At 69.8% G+C, this 18,011-nt stretch carries 13 protein-coding genes; 8 read left to right on the top strand and 5 right to left on the bottom strand.

Going from position 1 to position 18,011, the window contains the following annotated elements:
* Nucleotides 1-51 precede the first annotated feature (51 nt).
* Together OHA21_RS39370 and OHA21_RS39365 are read right to left on the bottom strand one after the other, a co-directional pair.
* Nucleotides 52-1,131: an inositol-3-phosphate synthase gene (locus OHA21_RS39370; protein WP_328463954.1), complete on the bottom strand. Its 1,080-nt coding sequence runs from the start codon at nucleotides 1,129-1,131 to the stop codon at nucleotides 52-54.
* A 20-nt stretch (nucleotides 1,132-1,151) separates the two neighbouring features.
* Entirely contained in the window at nucleotides 1,152-1,757 is a 606-nt protein-coding gene (locus OHA21_RS39365) for a PadR family transcriptional regulator (protein ID WP_328463952.1), read from the bottom strand.
* A 161-nt stretch (nucleotides 1,758-1,918) separates the two neighbouring features.
* Here OHA21_RS39365 and OHA21_RS39360 point away from each other — a divergent pair, with 161 nt between their 5' ends.
* The 3 genes from OHA21_RS39360 (at nucleotide 1,919) to OHA21_RS39350 (ending at nucleotide 6,854) form a co-directional block, all read left to right on the top strand.
* Nucleotides 1,919-2,341 carry a DUF5318 domain-containing protein gene (locus OHA21_RS39360; RefSeq protein ID WP_328463950.1) on the top strand — a complete coding sequence of 141 codons (423 nt, stop codon included), beginning with the start codon at nucleotides 1,919-1,921 and terminating at the stop codon, nucleotides 2,339-2,341.
* A gap of 409 nt (nucleotides 2,342-2,750) precedes the next feature.
* Nucleotides 2,751-5,177 carry a transglycosylase domain-containing protein gene (locus OHA21_RS39355; RefSeq protein WP_328463948.1) on the top strand — a complete coding sequence of 809 codons (2,427 nt, stop codon included), beginning with the start codon at nucleotides 2,751-2,753 and terminating at the stop codon, nucleotides 5,175-5,177.
* Nucleotides 5,178-5,312: 135 nt separating this feature from the next.
* Nucleotides 5,313-6,854 carry a glycosyltransferase family 87 protein gene (locus OHA21_RS39350; protein ID WP_328463947.1) on the top strand — a complete coding sequence of 514 codons (1,542 nt, stop codon included), beginning with the start codon at nucleotides 5,313-5,315 and terminating at the stop codon, nucleotides 6,852-6,854.
* 343 nt (nucleotides 6,855-7,197) lie between these two features.
* Here OHA21_RS39350 and OHA21_RS39345 read toward each other — a convergent pair whose 3' ends face one another.
* A complete protein-coding gene (locus OHA21_RS39345; RefSeq protein WP_328463945.1) occupies nucleotides 7,198-9,636 on the bottom strand; it encodes a hypothetical protein in 2,439 nt (812 codons plus the stop codon).
* 22 nt (nucleotides 9,637-9,658) lie between these two features.
* Nucleotides 9,659-10,435, bottom strand: coding sequence for a deoxyribonuclease IV (locus OHA21_RS39340; protein WP_328463943.1), 777 nt, complete (start codon nucleotides 10,433-10,435; stop codon nucleotides 9,659-9,661).
* Between the two features lie 128 nt (nucleotides 10,436-10,563).
* On the opposite strand from OHA21_RS39340, the gene OHA21_RS39335 reads away from it, so the two are divergent.
* The 5 genes from OHA21_RS39335 to rplI all read left to right on the top strand — a co-directional run bounded on the left by OHA21_RS39335 (nucleotide 10,564) and on the right by rplI (nucleotide 13,518).
* Nucleotides 10,564-11,547 carry a hypothetical protein gene (locus tag OHA21_RS39335; RefSeq protein WP_328463941.1) on the top strand — a complete coding sequence of 328 codons (984 nt, stop codon included), beginning with the start codon at nucleotides 10,564-10,566 and terminating at the stop codon, nucleotides 11,545-11,547.
* 299 nt (nucleotides 11,548-11,846) lie between these two features.
* The gene (rpsF, locus tag OHA21_RS39330) at nucleotides 11,847-12,137 is read left to right on the top strand and encodes a 30S ribosomal protein S6 (protein WP_014448192.1); all 291 of its coding nucleotides are present in this window, start codon (nucleotides 11,847-11,849) and stop codon (nucleotides 12,135-12,137) included.
* A 65-nt stretch (nucleotides 12,138-12,202) separates the two neighbouring features.
* Nucleotides 12,203-12,778 carry a single-stranded DNA-binding protein gene (locus OHA21_RS39325; protein WP_328463939.1) on the top strand — a complete coding sequence of 192 codons (576 nt, stop codon included), beginning with the start codon at nucleotides 12,203-12,205 and terminating at the stop codon, nucleotides 12,776-12,778.
* A gap of 36 nt (nucleotides 12,779-12,814) precedes the next feature.
* Nucleotides 12,815-13,054 carry a 30S ribosomal protein S18 gene (gene rpsR, locus OHA21_RS39320; protein ID WP_007073789.1) on the top strand — a complete coding sequence of 80 codons (240 nt, stop codon included), beginning with the start codon at nucleotides 12,815-12,817 and terminating at the stop codon, nucleotides 13,052-13,054.
* Nucleotides 13,055-13,068: 14 nt separating this feature from the next.
* A complete protein-coding gene (rplI, locus tag OHA21_RS39315; protein ID WP_328463937.1) occupies nucleotides 13,069-13,518 on the top strand; it encodes a 50S ribosomal protein L9 in 450 nt (149 codons plus the stop codon).
* Nucleotides 13,519-13,683: 165 nt separating this feature from the next.
* Here rplI and OHA21_RS39310 read toward each other — a convergent pair whose 3' ends face one another.
* The gene (locus OHA21_RS39310) at nucleotides 13,684-17,841 is read right to left on the bottom strand and encodes a hypothetical protein (RefSeq protein WP_328463935.1); all 4,158 of its coding nucleotides are present in this window, start codon (nucleotides 17,839-17,841) and stop codon (nucleotides 13,684-13,686) included.
* Nucleotides 17,842-18,011: the final 170 nt, after the last annotated feature.

Raw genomic sequence — 18,011 nt, 5'->3', positions numbered from 1 at the left:
GAGGCCGGCCCACGGCTGTGGACCGGCCTCTGGTATTCAGAGCGAGCTGATTCAGCGCTCGATGTCACCCTTGATGAAGGCCTCGACGGCCGCGTGGGCGTCGTGGTCGCTGTACTGCACCGGCGGGGACTTCATGAAGTAGGACGACGCCGACAGGATCGGGCCGCCGATACCGCGGTCCTTGGCGATCTTCGCCGCGCGGACCGCGTCGATGATCACACCGGCCGAGTTCGGGGAGTCCCACACCTCGAGCTTGAGCTCGGCGTTGAGCGGGGTGTCACCGAAGGAGCGGCCCTCCAGGCGGATGTACGCCCACTTGCGGTCGTCCAGCCACGGCACGTGGTCCGACGGGCCGATGTGCACGTCGCTCTTGACCATCTCGTGCGGGATCTGGGACGTCACCGACTGGGTCTTCGAGATCTTCTTCGAGACCAGGCGGTTGCGCTCCAGCATGTTCATGAAGTCCATGTTGCCGCCGAAGTTGAGCTGGTACGTGCGCAGCAGCTCGACACCGCGGTCTTCGAAGAGCTTGGCGAGCGCGCGGTGCACGATCGTCGCGCCGACCTGGCTCTTGATGTCGTCACCGACGATCGGCAGACCGGCATCGGTGAACTTCTGTGCCCACGCCGGGTCCGAGGCGATGAAGACCGGCAGGGCGTTCACGAACGCGCAGCCGGCGTCGATCGCGGCCTGGGCGTAGAACTTGTCGGCCTCCTCGGAACCCACCGGGAGGTAGGAGACGACCACGTCGACCTCGGCGTCCCGCAGAGCCTGCGCGACGTCGACGGCCTCGGCCGACGACTCTTCGATGATCTCGCGGTAGTACGTACCGAGACCGTCGAAGGTCGGTCCACGCTGGACGGTGACGCCGCTCGGCGGCACGTCGGTCAGCTTGATGGTGTTGTTCTCGCTGGCGACGATCGCTTCGCTCAGGTCCATGCCGACCTTCTTGGCGTCCACATCGAACGCCGCGACGAACTTCACGTCGGATACGTGGTAGTCGCCGAAGGTCACGTGCATGAGACCCGGGACGCGGTCGTTGGGGTCGGCGTTCTTGTAATACTCCACGCCCTGCACGAGGGACGAGGCGCAGTTACCCACACCGACGATGGCGACGCGGACGGAGCCCATCGCGTTTGCCTCCTTGTTCATCACGGCCGGTCCGATTGCGGACGCGGTGGTTCTGGGGTGATTTCCGCACGATTGCGGAAAGCGGGGGTACGACCGGAGCGTTCGTTGGTGATCAGTTCTTCCAGCCACCGGACCTCGCGCTCACAGGCGTCGAGACCGTGTCGCTGCAGCTCCAGGGTGTAGGCGTCGAGGCGGTCGGCAGCCCGGGACAGCACCTCGCGCAAACCCTCGCGGCGCTCCTCGACACGGCGCCGCCGGCCCTCCAGGATGCGAAGCCGGGTCGCCCGGTCGGTGCGCGAGAAGAAGGTGAAGTGCACCCCGAAGCCGGCGTCGTCGTACGTCTCCGGGCCGGTCTGGGTGAGCAGTTCAGCGAACCGCTCCTTGCCCTCCGCCGTGATCTTGTAGACAACCCTGCCCCGTTTGCTGGTCATCGGGGGAATGATGTCGCTGCTGGTCTCGGCCTCGCTGATCCAGCCGGCCAGCTTGAGTCGCTTCAACGTCGGGTAGAGAGTCCCGTAACTGATCGCGGCGCGCAGAGTGCCCAGCTTGGTGGCGAGCTCCTTGCGAAGCTCGTACCCGTGCATCGGGGCCTCCTGCAGGAGGCCGAGGATCGCCAGTTCCAGCACCGGCCCTCCTCTACTGAACGTTGTCCCGATGTATCGGCCCGATACATCGCAACCGTAGATCGGCGTACGCCGGTGCGCAACTCGGACATGCTCCGGAGTCGCCACGCCACGCTCCGTGATGACTATCGCCGGGCTCGCGCTGACCGCGTACTCTTCTCGCCATGCGCACGCAGCGGCAGATCGTCGACTACTCGCTACAGAGGCGGGCGGTTCTGCGTGACGTTCGGAACGGCCGAATCGGCACGCTCGAAGTGTGCGACGCGTCTCCTTACTTGAGAAACGCGGCGACCTTCCACGGCGAGCCGACCGACGAGCGCTGTCCGATCTGCCGCCGGGACAACCTGACGCTGGTGCACTACGTGTATGGCGAGGAGCTGAAACAGTCCGCCGGACAGGCCAGGAAGCTGGCTGAGCTGCCGGTGCTGGCGATGACGCTCCGTGAGTTTCAGGTCTTCGTGGTGGAGGTCTGCCGCTCCTGCGCGTGGAACCACTTGATCGAGCGCTATGTGCTCGGCCGCGACGGCCTCTCCGCTGAGGACTCAGTGGCGGGTTCCGTGTCACACCGCGGGGAGGTCCGACGGTGAACCCGATCGATCTCGCTAACGTGTACAGGATTGTGACTGATGAGGGCAGCCATTGCTCATCTCGGTCTTTTGACAAGGCGGTTGCGCGGGGCGCAGCCGAAAACGTCCGCTCGTGGCGCTTCAACGGAACGGCATCCGGCCGCCCGCCCGCGCCCCCGCGACCGGTAGGTGTGAAGAAATGAACGCGTACGGCGATCCGCAGTCCGCACGAGCCCGGGCCCGAGTGCCCGGGCCGTCCGCTGCTTCCACGCCTGACGACGAGCCATACGGGGGCCGGCCGGCTCCGGACGCGTACCGGCGTCCGTCCGGTGCCGCCTCCGTACCCGGCTCGGCCGGGCGTGCGTCTGTGGGCGGCGCCTCAGCCGGGCGGGCATCCGTCGGTGCGGGCGCGGCCCGTGCCGCAGCCGCGGTGGCGCCACCGTCGGGTGGGCGTGCCTCGGTGGCCCGCGCGGCCGTCCGTCCGGTGCCGCCGGGTGGCCCCGGAGGTCCGGGTGGCCCGGGAGGTCCGGGTGGTCCCGGCGGTCCGGGCGGCCCTGGCGGTGGCGGGCTGGGCGGGGGTAAGGGCCGGAGCAAGGCGGACAAGAAGTACCGCCGGGCCAACATCCTCACCGCGGCCGCTGCTGTGCTGGTCATCATGCTCGGCGTCGGCATCGTCGGCGGCACCTACTTCTTCGATGACGTCGAACTGCCCACGCCGGAGGCGGAGGCGCAGATGAACGTCATCTACAACGCCAAGAACCAGGTGCTGGCGCGGGAGGGGGAGCCGCGCATCAACGTCCCCTACCAGAACATCAGCGACGTGATGCAGAAGGCCGTCGCTGGTGCCGAGGACAAGAACTTCTACCGGCACAGCGGTATCGATATGAAGGGCATCGCCCGTGCCGCGTGGAACAACTTTACCGGTGGCGACAAGCAGGGTGCCTCGACGATCACCCAGCAGTACGCCCGGCACGTCGCTGACCTGAAAGAGATCAGCTACAGCCGGAAGCTGCGTGAGGCGGTCATCGCCCGCAAGCTCGAGTCGAAGTACGACAAGGACGAGATCATGGGTCTCTACTTGAACTACATCGATCTCGGGCAGGGGCGGCTCGGTGTCGAGGCGGCCGCGAACGGCTACTTCGGCAAATCGGTGATCAAGGGCAGCAAGAACGAGATCAACGTCTACGAGGCCGCGGTGATCGCCTCGATCATCAAGCAGCCCTACAAGACGGCGACACATGCGGGCTACGACCCGACGGTGAACCTCGTGGACGCCAAGGCGCGCTGGGAGTACACCCTCAAGAACATGCTCGAGGAGAAGTGGATCACCCCCGAGCAGTACGCCGCCCGTAAGTATCCGGAGGCCAAGGCTAAGAGCACGAAGTGCAAGACCTGCGCCGACGGCAAGCCGGTCGGGATGATCATGCGGCATGTGGACTACGAACTGAAGCAGATGGGCGTCACCGAGGACGACATCACAAAGGGTGGCCTCCAGATCGTCACCACGATCAACCCCGAGGTGCAGAAGGCGGCCGAGAAGGCCGGTTCGCGCAAGAGCGACAGCTCGCCGATGAAGAACAAGCCGAAGAGCTACCAGGCCGCGGTCATTGGTATCGACCCGAAGACCGGTGAGGTGCTCGGCTACTACGGTGGCGACGACCCCAACGGCACCGACTACGGCGGCTATCTGTCCGGCGACGGCAAGGGCATCGTGGAGTGGGGCGGTCAGTCGCCCGGCTCGACGTTCAAGATCTACACGCTGATGGCCGGCCTCCAGAAGGGCCTCTCCTTCGATTCTCGCTGGAACGGCAACCTGAAGCCCGAAGGCCGCGACGAGATCAGTAACGCCGGCGCCGAGGACGCGAACGTCTGTAGAGGCAGCGGGGATATCGAGTACTGCCAGCTGGAGCGGGCGACGATCAAGTCGTACAACTTCCCGTTCTACTGGATCGCCGACAAGATCGGGCACGAGAACGTCATCGCGGCCGCCAAGGCCGCCGGCGTCGAGCACATGTGGACCAACGGCTCGAAGAAGTACCCGTCCGGCAAGATGATCGACTTCACCACCACCAAGGAAGCCACCTGGAAGGCGAACTTCTCGAACGAGGTCGCGTTCGGGCAGTTCCGAGTCATCCCGCTGGAGCACGCGGCCGGTGTCGCCACCATCCTCAACGGCGGTGTTCGGCAGAACGCCCACTTCATCAAGACGGTGAAGCGGCTCGACCCGACCACCGGTAAGTACGTGGCCTGGAAGAGCGCGAAGACCAAGGGCACCCAGGTCTTCCCTGCTGCGGAAACCTCGAACCTCCTCGGAGTCATGGGCCAGATCCCGGGCGACCAGGGCAACACCCTGCGTAACGGCCGGCCCGCCGTCTCCAAGAGTGGTACCTGGGAGTTCGGCGACGGCAACGGTGACACCTGGTACGTCGGTGGCATCCCGCAGTTGGCCGCGACCGTCTGGGTGGGTGGCGCCAAGGACAAGGTCCAGCTGAAGGACGGCAACCGGGACATGTTCGGTTCCGGCACGCCGGCTGACATCTGGAAAGAGTTCATCAACACCGTGACCGAGGAACTCGACTGGGACGTCGAACGGTTCCCGGAGCGGATCAAGACCGGTGACCCGGCGGCCATGGGCAACGGCATCGAGCCCCCGCAGCAGCCGCAGGTCGACCCCAACCTGCTCGCCCTCTGCCAGAACGCGCCGCAACTGCAGATCTGCCAGGAAGTGAACAACCAGGGCGGCAATCAGGGTGGCAACAACAACCAGGGCGGTAACAACAACCAGGGCGGCAACAACAACCAGGGCGGCAACAACAACCAGGGTCCTGGTCAGGGCGACAACGACGACGGCGATTGACGCCCGCTGAACTCATGAAGCGGCGCCCACCTCGACTCGAGGTGGGCGCCGCTTTTTCGCACTGTCCTGTGAAGATCGGTTTCGCACCGTGGCCTGTCCCCGCTGAAGACGCCGGATGGGGCATGATGCCAAGTCATGAGCGCGCAACCGTCCACCGACCGGCCCGACGTCTCGCAGGCGACCGAGGACGGTTTCGTGCGGGGACTGTCCCAGTTCATCGGCGGGCCACTCGGCTCGCACGCCGTGCCGCCGGAGAAGCGAACCGGCCGGTTCTGGACCGCCCCACGGATCGTGCTCGCGCTGACCTGCCTGGTCCTGGCGCTCTCCTGGGTGCAGAAGTCACCCTGCATGGACGGGAACTGGCAGAAGAACGCCCAGTACACGCGGTACTGCTACACCGACGTGCTCGCGCTCTACTTCGCCGAGGGCATCAACGAGGGCAAAGTGCCTTACGTCGACCATCCGGTCGAATATCCGGTGGTCACCGGATACTTCATGGGTGCGCTCGGGCTGCCGGTGCATGCGTACGGGGAAAGCCACCCGGACATCAACCAGGGCAGCTGGTTCTACAACGCCAACGCCCTGGTGCTCTCGCTCTTCGCGGTCGCCACGGTCGCGGCCATCCTCGCGCTGCGGCGCCGCCGGCCCTGGGACGCGGCGATCTTCGCGGTGTCGCCGATCGTCCTGCTCACCGCCACGATCAACTGGGACTTCCTGGCGATCGGGCTCGCCGCGATCGGCCTCTACCTGTGGGTCCAGCGCAAGCCGGTGTGGGCGGGCATCTTCCTCGGGTTGGGCGCGGCCGCGAAACTCTGGCCGATCTTCATCCTCGGGCCGATCCTGGTCCTCGCCCTGCGCACCGGCCGGCTACGACCGTTCTTCAGCGCATTCGTGGCGAGCGCCGCGACCTGGGCCGTGGTCAACTTCCCGGTCTACTACTGGCATCACGAGAGTTGGCTGCGGTTCTTCCGGCTCAACTCGGAGCGGCCCATCGACTGGGGGACGTTCTGGTACATCGGGCGCTACCTGGACGGAAAATGGAACACCGGCGCCGACGGTGACCAGGGCCCGTTCCAGTGGTTGAGCAACCACATTCCAACACTCAACCTTCTTTCGTACGCGTTGTTCGCCCTCGCCTGCCTGGGCATCCTGCTCCTCGGCCTGCTCGCACCGCGCCGCCCCCGCATCTCCCAGCTGGCCTTCCTGGTGGTGGCCGCGTTCCTGCTGTTCAGCAAGGTGTGGTCGCAGCAGTACGTGCTCTGGCTCCTCCCGCTCATCGTGCTGGCCCGCCCGAAGTGGGGCGCGATCATCGCGTGGACGGTCGCCGAGGTCGGCTACCTCGCGGCCTTCTACGCCGAGCTCATCGGCGCGGGCGGCAAGACCGTCATCCCAGAGGGCACTTTCGTGCTGGCGTCAACGGCCAGGTTCGTGACCGTCGCCCTGCTCTTCTACCTGGTGGCGCGCGAGGTCTGGCGCCCCGAGCTGGACGTGGTCCGGCAGTCCTACGACGGCGCCGACCCGGATGCGGGCCCCCTCGACGGCCCAGAGGCCGGCTGGGTCACCGGCTTCCGCCGCATGTTCGGCGTCGGCCCCTCCAAGGAGGCCGCCGTCACCGAGCCGCCAACCACTGCCGAGCCGCCCACCGCCCCCGAGCCGCCCGTCGCCGTCAAGGCCTGAGCACCCTGGCTCAGCTCCCACCCACCCCCGTCTCAGCTCGGCCCCGAGCTGCCCGGCTCGGTTCGGCTCAGCCCTGGGCCGGGCTTGCTCGTCGTCCTCAGGCCTCAGCCCTCAGCCAGCCCTCAGCCCCCAGCCGGCCGGCCTCAGGCCCCAGCCGACCTCAGGCCCCAGCCGGCCGGCCTCAGGCCCCAGCCGACCTCAGGCCCCAGCCGGCCGGCCTCAGGCCCCAGCCGACCTCAGGCCCCAGCCGGCCCCCAGCCCTCAGCCCCCAAGCCGCAAGCGGGCCCTACCGGGTCCGGTGAGGTGTGGGGTCCGGCCTTGAAGCGGCCATGCATGCACGCCACTACGGGCCTACGCCAAGGCTTCCCTGCTGGCCGGTGGTAACCGTGCCGAGGGTGCCGGGCGGCGTTGTCGGCGTCACCGTCCCCAAGTTCGGCGGCACCGTTTCCAAGCCAGGCACCGTCCCCAAGCCAGGCGGCACCGTTCCCAAGCCGGGCGGCACCGTCCCCAAGCCGGACGGAAGGCTGGTGCTCACCGTCGGGCTGGGCACCTGACCCGGCGGCGCATTCGGATCCGACGGCTGCGGCGACGGCGTCGCCGGACGCAACCGGAACACCACCGCGTCCGGCAGATCCTCCCGCTGGATACCGAGCCCATCCACCGGGATCTCACCGGAGCGTTCCCACCGCGTGCCGGCCACCTCGTTGCGAAGCAGCACCACCGTGGTGACACCGATGGACCGCAAATACTCGATGCTCGCCTGGTCCGGGAACGAAGCAACCTTGCTGCGCAATTCGTTCTGCCGCGCACCGGCGAAGGTGCCGCCACCGTTGGCCATCGATTCGAAGCGGGACGTGGACCAGAGCTGAACCATCTGATCGGAGAGCTCGCCAGTCGGTAGCACCAGCATGGGGCCGGTGACCGTACGCATCGCGGCGGGCTGCGGGGGCACCACCGGGTGCGCCGTCGCGTTCCAGCCCTCCAGCGCGACCAGGACCAGCGGCGCCAGCATCGCCGTCCGCATCCAGGGGCCGGGCCAGGGTGGCACCCGCTGGGCGGCCAGGTGCTCGGCCCGGCGGACGAAGTCGTCGACCGCGCCCGCGGCGAGGATGGCCAGGATCAGCGTCACCCAGAGCATCAGGCGCCCGGGGATGCGCAGGTCGAACGAGGCCGGGAACGATCCGAAGAGCGGCAGGTAGGTCCAGCGGCCGCCGAAGAACGTCGTACCCAAGGTCAGCACGACCGCGACGACCAGGCCCAGGAACAGCAGGAGCCGGTGCCGGAGCCGCCAGACCGAGAAGATCAGGCCGGCCAGGGCGAGCGCGTAGAGCGCGAAGCCCGGCAGCAGGGACATCTCGCCGGCCCAGCCGAGCGTCGACCGGGGCACGACGTGGGACGCGCCCCAGATGCGTGACTCGGCCGGCCCGATCAGCAGGCTGCGCAGCGGTGGCGAGAAGAACCGGATCTCTTGAAGGCGCGAGCTGGAATCCGGAACCAACGCATACGGCACGGCGATCAGCAGCGCGACGCCGGTGAAGATCGTGGCCCCGAGCGTGTCCGTCGCGACGAGGCGCCAGCCGAGCAGTGAATCGTGCTTGCCGCGCAGGAAGCGATGCAGCGCTGTCTTGCCGTTGTGCCGCACGCCGTGCACGACCGAGGCGACCAGCAGAACGATCAGGATGATGGCGAGCACATAGGCGAAGGGAACACCGAGCGAGAAGCCGAGACTGATCTGCCACGTGGCCGCCGCCCAGCCGGCCGCGGCCCAGCCCGCGTGACGGCGTGCTGGCCGGAACCCGTACCGCATCGAGTAGCCGTGGCCGCGAGCCAGCATGGCCAGGGCGAGCGGGATGGCGCCGGCGGAGATGACGTCCAGGTGCCCTTCCTGGGCGAGCCGCCACGGCGCGTACGCAAAAGCGACGGCCGCCACCGATGCGCCGATCGGCCGGGCGCCGAGCTGGCGCACCAGGGCGTAGGCGCCGATCGCCAGCAGGGCGTGTGCGGCCACGAAGAGCAGGTTGTATCGCAGCACCGCAGCGGCCGGCCCGTCACCAACCAGCGCGAACGGCGCATAGCCGAGCAGACTGTCGCCGAACCCGAAGCTGAGCGCTTCCGGGTAGTAGGCGTTGGAGTGCCACAGCCGGATCGGATCGGTGGCGAGGATGTGGCCGGCCCAGGAGATCTGCCAGGCCTGCCGGGCCGGGTCGCCGAGGTCCTGCGGGAGGGTGTGCAGCGGGTACCGCAGGGTGGGCCAGGTCATCAGGACGGCCAGCACCGAACCGGCGTAGATGACGAGCGCGTACTCGTGGACCAGAGCCCGGCGCACGGTCCGAGTAGCGCGCCGGACGCGACCGGGTGACTGCTCCGGGATGGTGGCGAAGGCCGTCCACGGGTCCGGCGGGGCGCCGGGCGGTCGGGTCGTCGGCAGCGCCTTGCGCTGCCGTGGAAGCGCGCCGGCGGGCCGGGTCTGTTGTGGAGCAGCGGGCGGCGCAGCGGGAGCCGACTCCGCGCCGGTGTCCGGCTTGCTGACCGGAGACGGTGTGGTGGTGCTCGGCGATCGCCTCGCAGCGAAGATGCCGAATCGTCTCCGGCGTTTGGGCGCGGCGGGGTGATCGTCCGGTGCCTTCTCGGCGGCCTGCCCGAAGCGGGCACTCCGCTCGACCTCGCTGAGCGGCAGGGACGAACCGCTCTTCTCGGGAACCGTGGCGGTGGGCGCCGGTGAGCGCGACCCGTCCGGGCCGCTGGCCGGCCCAGGTGGGGCCGGTTTCGGCTGCTCGGTCATGACCCTCCCGTGCCGCTCGGCGTCAGCTGCCCGCCCGCTCCCGCAGAAGGGCGATGTCGGCGGTCTGGCCCTCCACGCCACCCGGGGTCTCCACAATGGCCGGCGCCCCGGAGGCGCGGATCGCCGCCACCACCAACTCGGGATCGATCTTCCCACTCCCGAGGTTGTCGTGCCGGTCCTGGCCGGAGTCGAATCCACCCTTCGAATCGTTGGCGTGGATCAGGTCGATCCGCCCGGTGATGGATTTGACCCGGTCGACGATGCCGACGAGGTCTTCCCCACCGGCGTAGGCATGGCAGGTGTCCAGGCAGAACCCGGCGCCATAGGGCCCGACGGCCTCCCAGAGGCGGGCGAGAGCATCGAACCGCCGGGCACAGGCGTTGTCACCACCGGCCGTGTTCTCGATCAGCACTGGGAGTGGCAGTCCGCCGTCGCTCTCCGCGTACTCAAATGCCTTTTTCCAGTTTGCGAACCCGGCGGCGAGGTCGGCGCCGGCGCCGACGTGCCCACCGTGCACGATCAGGCCTTTCGCGCCGAGCTCGGCGGCGGCCTTGGCGTGCGCCATCAGCAGCTTGCGGCTGGGGATGCGGATCCGGTTGTTCAGCGTGGCGACATTGATGATGTATGGCGCGTGAATGTAGATGTCCACCTCGGACGCCCGTAGTTGTTCCGCGTCCTCGCGCGGTTTGGGCGTCTTGTATCCCTGTGGGTCGGTGAGGAAGAACTGCACCGCCTCCGCGCCGCGGGCAGCGGCCTCGGCCAGCGGGTCAGCAGGGTCGACATGGGCTCCGATGCGCATGGGACGAGCCTACGACGCGGGTACGACGCTTTCCTCACGCGTCACCGTGCTCTGCGGCTCCTCGTTAGCTGCATTGATCAGGCTTGACGGGATGCCGGCGCGGCCGGCGGTGGACTGGGGGATGGTGCATGTCGCGGCAGTTCCGATACCGGGTGGCGGCGCTGATGCTGAGCGGGTTGATCTTCGGCGCGCCGCTGCTCACGAACGGGACGGCGAGCGCCGAGCAGGTCGACGAGAGCGACCGCCAGGTGACCTTCGACGGCGGGGTGCTCGGTCTCTCCTGCGAGTCGCGCCCGAACGTGGAGTCGCTGACCGTGCCGGCCGAATCCGTGGTCAAGGTGCACAACCGGACCGGCCACGACGCCCGGCTCCGGCTCGGCGGCACGTCGAAGGGCACCGTTCCGGAGAACGGCTCGGCCGAGGTCGTGTTCCGCCGCGGCACCACGTCGGTGCTGCTCACGCCGGATTGCGCGGTCGGCGGCGACGTGACGCCGGTGCTGGTCACCGCCGAGCCGTCGAATCCGTCGACGCCTGACCCGGTGCCCGCTCCGTCCGGTGGGAAGGCGGCCACGATGATGTCCCGGCCGGCCGGTTCGCCGACGGATTCCCGGGCCGGCTCGGCGCTGCCGGACTCGGCCTCTCCGGCTCAGCGCCCGGCACGCACCGCCGCCGGTTCGTCCCGGCCGGGGACGCGGAAGGCCGCCGGGTCCCCTCCGGCGAGCGCGACCAGCGCGGCGCAGGTCAGCCCGCGTCTCAAGATCAAGAGCATGCGGGGTACGGCCGGAGTGGGCGCACCCGCTTTCGCCGGCATGCCGCCGGGTGAACGCAAGACGATCCTGCCCACGACGTCGGCCTCGGCTGCGGCCGCCGATGTTCCCGCTGTGCACCACGCGCAGACTGCGACGCCCACTGCCGAGGGCGTGCCGGTTCCGGAGACCACCGTGCCGGTCAGCGGAACCGTCGCCGAGCCGGTCGCAGCGGTCGGGCCGATCCGGGAGGGCCGCCCGATCGGCCTGCTCGGGCTGACCGCCCTGGTGTGCGTCATCGGTGTCTCAACCGCCGCGATTCGGGCAATCGTGTCGCAACGTGCATCTCGCACAAACATCGCGTAAGCTCCTCGGTGAAAGCTCCGCGGGGCGGACGCGTCCAACCTCATCGGTGTGGTCGTTCCTCCCCAGGTCCCACCCAACGAATCGGGCCGGACGCCCCGCGGCTCTTCCTCCCGACGACCTCGTCCCCGGACGGGGTCGTCGTTTTTGGGCCCAGCGCCCGACCTGGGTATGCTGGCTCGGTTCGCAGTGTGTTCGCCGTGGGCGCTCTTGAAGATCCCACGGCTTTCTGCTGCGTTCGACACAAGACCTCCTGCCACGGAGAGACCGTGGCCGCATAGCCCACAGGAGGTGAGAACGTCTTGCGTCATTACGAACTCATGGTGATCCTCGACCCTTCGCTCGAGGAGCGCACCGTTGCTCCGTCGCTCGACCAGTACCTGAACGTGATCAGGACCGCGGGTGGCTCGGTGGAGAAGCTCGACGTCTGGGGCCGTCGCCGGCTCTCGTTCGAGATCAACAAGAAGGCTGAAGGCATCTACGCGGTCGTCGACCTGCAGGCGACGCCCGAGGCCGTGGCCGAGCTGGACCGTCAGCTCCGGCTCAACGAGTCCATCCTGCGTACCAAGGTCATCCGTCCCGAGACCCGCTGAGGCGTTTTTGTCAGAGGGTCCTGAGACCCTTTGCCTCAACGACTGAAGCGGCGAGGAGAAGTTTCATGGCAGGAGAAACCACCATCACGGTCGTCGGCAACCTGACCGACGACCCCGTGCTGCGCTTCACCCCGTCGGGTGCGGCGGTCGCCAATTTCCGCATCGCTTCCACGCCGCGGACGTTGGATCGCCAATCGGGCGAGTGGAAAGACGGCGAGCCACTCTTCCTCGCCTGCAACATCTGGCGTGACGCCGCCGAGCACGTCGCCGAGTCGCTGCAGCGTGGCGCTCGAGTGATCGTGCAGGGTCGGCTGCGCCAGCGGTCTTACGAGACCAAAGAGGGAGAGAAGCGCACCGTCATCGAGCTCGAGGTCGACGAGATCGGCCCATCCCTGCGCTACGCCACGGCGAAGGTGCAGAAGATGAGCCGCTCCGGCGGCGGAGGGGGCGGCTTCGGCGCCTCCGGCGGCGGTGGTGGCGGCAACCGGCAGTTCAGTGGCGGCGGCAACCGGGGCGGCGGCGGCAACAGCGGCGGCGGCTTCGACGACGACCCCTGGGCCTCGGCGGCACCGGCCTCCAGCGGCAACCGCTCCGGCGGTGGCGGCGGCAACTCCTCGTTCGACGACGAGCCTCCCTTCTAAGCCCTTCGGGCTTTCTTGAGTTCAGGAGTAAGAGCAATGGCTAAGGCTGCGGCGCTTCGCAAGCCGAAGAAGAAGGTGAACCCGCTCGACAAGGACGGGATCACCTACATCGACTACAAGGACACCGCGCTCCTGCGCAAGTTCATCTCCGACCGCGGCAAGATCCGTGCCCGCCGCGTCACCGGTGTGACCTCGCAGCAGCAGCGGCAGATCGCCCGCGCGGTCAAGAACGCCCGCGAGATGGCGCTCCTGCCGTACACGGCCACGGCGCGCTGAGGAGGGTCACCGAAATGAAGATCATCCTCACGCAGGAGGTGTCGGGCCTCGGCACCCCCGGCGACATCGTCGAGGTGAAGAACGGCTACGGCCGCAACTACCTGCTCCCGCAGGGCTTCGCCATCCAGTGGACCAAGGGCGCCGAGAAGCAGGTCGTCGTCATCAAGCGGGCCCGTGAGGCCCGTGAGATCCGCGACCTGGGTCAGGCCAACGAGGTCAAGGGCCAGCTCGCCGGCCTCAAGGTCACGCTGTCGGCGCGTTCCGGCAACGGCGGCCGCCTCTTCGGCTCGATCACCCCGGCCGAGATCGTCGACGCGGTCAAGGCCGCCGGCGGCCCGGCCCTCGACCGTCGCCGTCTCGAGCTGCCGGGTCACATCAAGACCACCGGCTCGTACACGGTTCAGGTCAAGCTGCACCCCGAGGTGACCGCGACGTTCCCGGTGAACGTGGTGGCCGCCAAGTAACAAGGCCTCACCGAAACAGCGCCCCAGGCTTACCTCGGGGCGCTGTTTTGCATCTTCCGCCGGGCAGCCCAGGCATTTCGCCGGCCCACGCGCCTCTTTCCTGGCCACCAGCCGGGCGCTGCCGATTCGGTGGCCCCGATGCCGGGACGGCGGTGGTGGATGGCCTCAGCTGAGGCTGTTGCCGGTGATGGCGGAGCTCAGCACGGTGGCCAGGCCGCCACCGACCACCGCGGCAGCCAGGCCGACGCTGGCGGACTTCCAGGCGGAGGTGGCCCAGCGCAGGCAGATCGCCACCAGCATGCTCAGCGCGAGCGAGACGCCGAACTCGGGGGCTGCGCCGGCGAGGGTGTCCAGAGCATGGTTGCGCTGGCCGCTGTTGAGTAGGAACATGCCGGCGACGAAGAGGATCACGGGCACGCCGTACCAGACGACTGTGTAACCGACGGCGGCCAGCGGACCGCCGGTGGTCTCCTCGTCCTCCTCGTCGTCGTCCGGGTTGAGCAGATCGCTGCCCCCGCCGGTGACCAGGTTCCCACTGACCGGGCGGCGCTCGTAGGAGCCGGTGCCCTGGAACGCGCCGGTGGTGCGACGCGGCGGCCAGGAGGTGTCCTCCTCGACGACGTCGGCGGCCGGTGCCTCAGGCACCCGGGAGATGACCGAGGTGGCACTCAGCGCCAGGTTCGACGATCCGGCGACGGTGGCGGACCCACTTGGCCGAAAGGGCGGAAAGTCCGACGTGTCGTAACGGCGGGATTCACCCTCCTCGAGGGCATTGTCCCGGGACAGCTCCTGGCGCCAGTCGGTCTCACCGTCCCGTCCGGCGCTGTCGCGGTACTGGGGGCCGCGGCGTGCGGCACGCTCGGCGGTGAGCCAGTCGTTGGCCGCGGGAGCCTGGCCGTAGCCGCCTCCACCAGGCAGATCGTCCCGGTCGTCGAAGCCGCGCTGTGCCTCGGAGGCGCCGTAGGCCGGCGCGCTGGCCCGGCGTGGCTGGCTCAGCGGGTCCGGCCACTGCGCGGCCCCGGCCGCACCGTAGGGCGCCCGCCGTGCGTCCCGCGACGTCGAGTCAGCCCAGGTCGGACCGCCCGGCTGGGGTCGCCGGGGATCCGGACGGCCAGGGCTGCCAGGTTCTTGCCACCTCGCGCCGCCGGGTTCCTGCCAGCCCGGGCCGCCGGATTCCTGCCAGCTCGCGCCGCCGGAGTCACGGGAGTCCTGCCAGCCGGGCTCGCGGGAGTCCTGCCAGCTTGGGCTGCCGGATCCGCGGGCGTCCGGACGGGTCGGGCCGCCGGGCTGACGGGGGTCCTGCCAGCCCGGGCTGCCGGGTTCGCGCGCGTCTGGACGGGTCGGGCCGCCGGGCTCGGGCCAGGCGCCGCTGCCCGCGGGCAGCGCGCGTGGCGTGCCGTAGGTGGGGCGGCGAGGCTCCGGCGCGGCCCAGGACGGCCCGGCGGGAAGCTCCCGGGCCGGGTAGGGCTGGCGAGCGGTGTCGGGACGCGGTGAACCGCCGGCGGGAAGTTCGCGTGAGGCGCCGTAGCCGGGACGGCGGGTCTCCCGATCGGCCCACGACGGCTCATCGGAAGGAACCGCACGAGTTTGATCGGACCAGGACGGCGCGCCGGACGGCATGTCTCGCGCCGGGCCCTGGTCGCGGTAGCCCGGGCGGGGTTCCGGATCGGCCCAGGAAGGCACGTCCCGGCCAGGACCCTGGTCCCGGTACGGCCTGCGTCCGTCCTGGTTCCCCCAGGACGACTGGTCGCGACTAGGCCGGCGCTGTTCCTGCTCAGCCCACGGATCGCTGGCCGGGCCCTGGCCGCGGTAGCCGGGGCGAGGTTCCTGCTCCGCCCACGACGGCCCACCGGCGGGAAGCTCCCGTGCCGGATAGCCCTGGCGACCACCGTCGGGCCGGCCGTTCGCCTGGCGGCCGGTGTCGGGCCACGGGGAACCGCTTGTGGGCAGGTCGCGAGAGCCGCCGCTGGTCTGGCGGCTGCTCTCGGGCCACGGCGAGCCGTTCGCAGGGACGTCGCGCGGGGCGCCGTTGGTCTGGCGGCTGCTGTCGGGCCACGGCGAGCCGTTCGCAGGGACATCGCGCGGGGTGCCGTTGGTCTGGCGGCCGGTGTCGGGCCAAGGGGAGCTGCCGGCCGGCAGTTCGCGGGGGCTGCCGTACGACTGGCGGCCCCAGGACGGGCCGCCGGCCGGGAGCTCGCGAGGCGGATCCTGGCGGGGCGGCAGAGGGCCCTGTCGCCAGCCGTCGGTCGGGTACTCCTCGGGCTCCGCGTTCTGGCGGCGGGACTGACGGCTGGGCCGGGGCTCCGGCGCGGCCTGCCACGGCTCGGCGCTCTGCGGGTCCGGTGCCCGGCGACGGCCACCGCCGGCCGGGGGCTCGGCAGCGTCGTCCCGCTGGCGGCGACCGCGGCCCGGCTCGTAGGCGCCCGGGACGCTCGGCGCCGTCGAGCCGCTCCACGGCGTGCTGCCGGTGGTGTCCGGCGAAGGACCGGCGGCGCGGCCCGGCATCGCGCTGTTCGGCCGGATGGCGTCGGGCATGGCGCTGCGTGGGCGGGTGGCGTCAGGCATGGCGCTGCGTGGGCGGGCAGCGCCGGGCATCGCGCTGCGTGGGCGGGTGCTCGGCACGCCGATGCGGGCGTCCGGAACGCCGCTGGCCGGCCAGGCGGCAGCGGAACCGTCGGGAACGCCACTGCTCGGGAGCGGGCCCCCGGGGACGCCTCCGCTCGGCTGCTCGGCTCGGCGGCTGCGGCCGTTGCGGGGAGCGGTGTCCTCCTCGCCGCTCTCCTTCATCGACTCGCGGCGGGCTGCCTCCGCGCGCCACGCCAGGATGCGCGGATCGTCCTCGGCGCGGCTCCACTGGCCGGTGTCCGGGTCGCGGGTCCAGTTGCTGGTGTCCGGCTCCGCCTCCCAGGAAGCGGTGTCCTCGCGCCAGTCGGTGACGTTCGCGTTGTAGCGGTTCGGCCGGCCACGTCGGGGACGGTCCGCCGCGGGGCGCGGGCTTTCCGCGGGACTGCCGGGATAGGGGGCGGGGGCGGCGCTGGTCGGTTCCGCGTACGAAACAGGGGTTGTTGCTTGCCGGGACGTCTCGGCCCGGCGGCTGCGTCGCCCGCCGGCCTGCTCCGGAGCTCTGCCCGTGTCGTCCGGCGAGGACTGGATGTTGCCGGTGTCGGTGTGCCGGGACCAGTTGTCCGACTCCCCGGCGGTCGACCAACCCGTACCCCCGGAAGGGGTGGCGTCGGTCTCCGGCGCACGGCGGCGGCCTCGGCGGGGCGGCTGTTCCGCATAGGCGGAATCACGCCGCCAGGCGGCCCGGTCGTCCTCGCGGACCAGGTGCTGGGCGTCCTCGACCGGGGAAGTCTGCCAACCGGGCGCTTCCGTCCGCTCCCAGCGGGTCATGCCGACGGTGTTCTCACCGGGCGGCTGGTCGGCGGAACCACGGCCCCGGGAGTCGTCGGACCGCTGCCAGGAGGGCGTCGTGGCGGCCGACAGCTGCCAGGACGGCGTGGCCGCCGGGGCGGCGCCGGACCAGGTCTGCTCGACGGGTCGGGTGGCCCGGCCGGGCTCGTCGGACCGTTGCCAGGACGGTTTCTCCGGCTGCTCGCGCCGCTGCCAAGAAGGCTCCTCTGGTTCGCGTCGCTGCCAGGACGGCGTCGAAGTCGAGGGCTGCTGCCAGGAGGGAGTTTGCGTCGAGGGCTGCTGCCAGGAAGGCGTTTGCGTCGAGGACTGCTGCCAGGACGGCGTCTGGGTCGACGACTCCTGCCAAGAGGGCGTCTGAGTCGACTGCTGCTGCCAGGAAGGGGTGGACTGCTGCTGCCAGGACGGCGTCGACGAGTCGGAGTCGGAGTCCGGGGTCGGCCAGGCAGTGCCGGCGATCGCGGGCTTTTCCCTCTCCGGAGTGATGTCCTCGTCGCTCTGCCAGGCCTCGGTGGTCGAGCGCCAGACGTGCGAACCGGTCGACGACCGCCACTCGGTGGTCTGCCGCCAGCGGGCGCCGGTGGCCCGCCACTCGGAAGTCTGAGTACGCCAGCCGACGCCGTCGGCGGGGAACGTGGGGCGGCCCGTGGAGGCGACCTCGGACCACCGGTTCACCGGCTCCACAGCCTGGCTTCCACTGCTGTACGGCTCGACTTCGGCCTGCTGAGCCCATGCGTCAGCGCGGCGCTGCCAGGTCAGCGCCTCGTCGCTCGGCGTCAGGCTGCCGGTGTCGGCGAGCGAGGCCCATCGGGGCTCGGACTCGCTGACCTCCGGCTCCCGGGTGGGCCAAGCCTCCGCAGCGCGCCGATCGCGCGACATGCGGGCGCCATAGTCCCACTCCCGTTGGTCCACGTGAAAAGGGTGACGTGCCCGGGACGGAACCGCAACGCCTCAGTGCGACGGCTTGCTCACGCCCGTCGGTATTTCCCCTGATCTGGAACCTTTTCTGCCTCCACAGCTGGGGACAGTAAAAGTCCTGCTGAGGTACGTGCCACATGCGCTGTCCCCAGAAGTTGTCCACA

It is taken from the genome of Actinoplanes sp. NBC_00393, assembly GCF_036053395.1.
Taxonomy (GTDB): domain Bacteria; phylum Actinomycetota; class Actinomycetes; order Mycobacteriales; family Micromonosporaceae; genus Actinoplanes.
The sequence above is the reverse complement of the archived record's forward strand: the minus strand, read 5'-3'. Positions and strand labels throughout refer to the sequence as shown.

Excerpts from the sequence above, each read along its gene's own strand:
- OHA21_RS39370 (WP_328463954.1), bottom strand. The coding sequence starts at position 1,131 with ATGGGCTCCGTCCGCGTCGCCATCGTCGGTGTGGGTAACTGCGCCTCG.
- OHA21_RS39360 (WP_328463950.1), top strand. The coding sequence starts at position 1,919 with ATGCGCACGCAGCGGCAGATCGTCGACTACTCGCTACAGAGGCGGGCG.
- OHA21_RS39350 (WP_328463947.1), top strand. The coding sequence starts at position 5,313 with ATGAGCGCGCAACCGTCCACCGACCGGCCCGACGTCTCGCAGGCGACC.
- OHA21_RS39345 (WP_328463945.1), bottom strand. The coding sequence starts at position 9,636 with ATGACCGAGCAGCCGAAACCGGCCCCACCTGGGCCGGCCAGCGGCCCG.
- OHA21_RS39340 (WP_328463943.1), bottom strand. The coding sequence starts at position 10,435 with ATGCGCATCGGAGCCCATGTCGACCCTGCTGACCCGCTGGCCGAGGCC.
- OHA21_RS39335 (WP_328463941.1), top strand. The coding sequence starts at position 10,564 with ATGTCGCGGCAGTTCCGATACCGGGTGGCGGCGCTGATGCTGAGCGGG.
- OHA21_RS39325 (WP_328463939.1), top strand. The coding sequence starts at position 12,203 with ATGGCAGGAGAAACCACCATCACGGTCGTCGGCAACCTGACCGACGAC.
- rpsR (WP_007073789.1), top strand. The coding sequence starts at position 12,815 with ATGGCTAAGGCTGCGGCGCTTCGCAAGCCGAAGAAGAAGGTGAACCCG.
- rplI (WP_328463937.1), top strand. The coding sequence starts at position 13,069 with ATGAAGATCATCCTCACGCAGGAGGTGTCGGGCCTCGGCACCCCCGGC.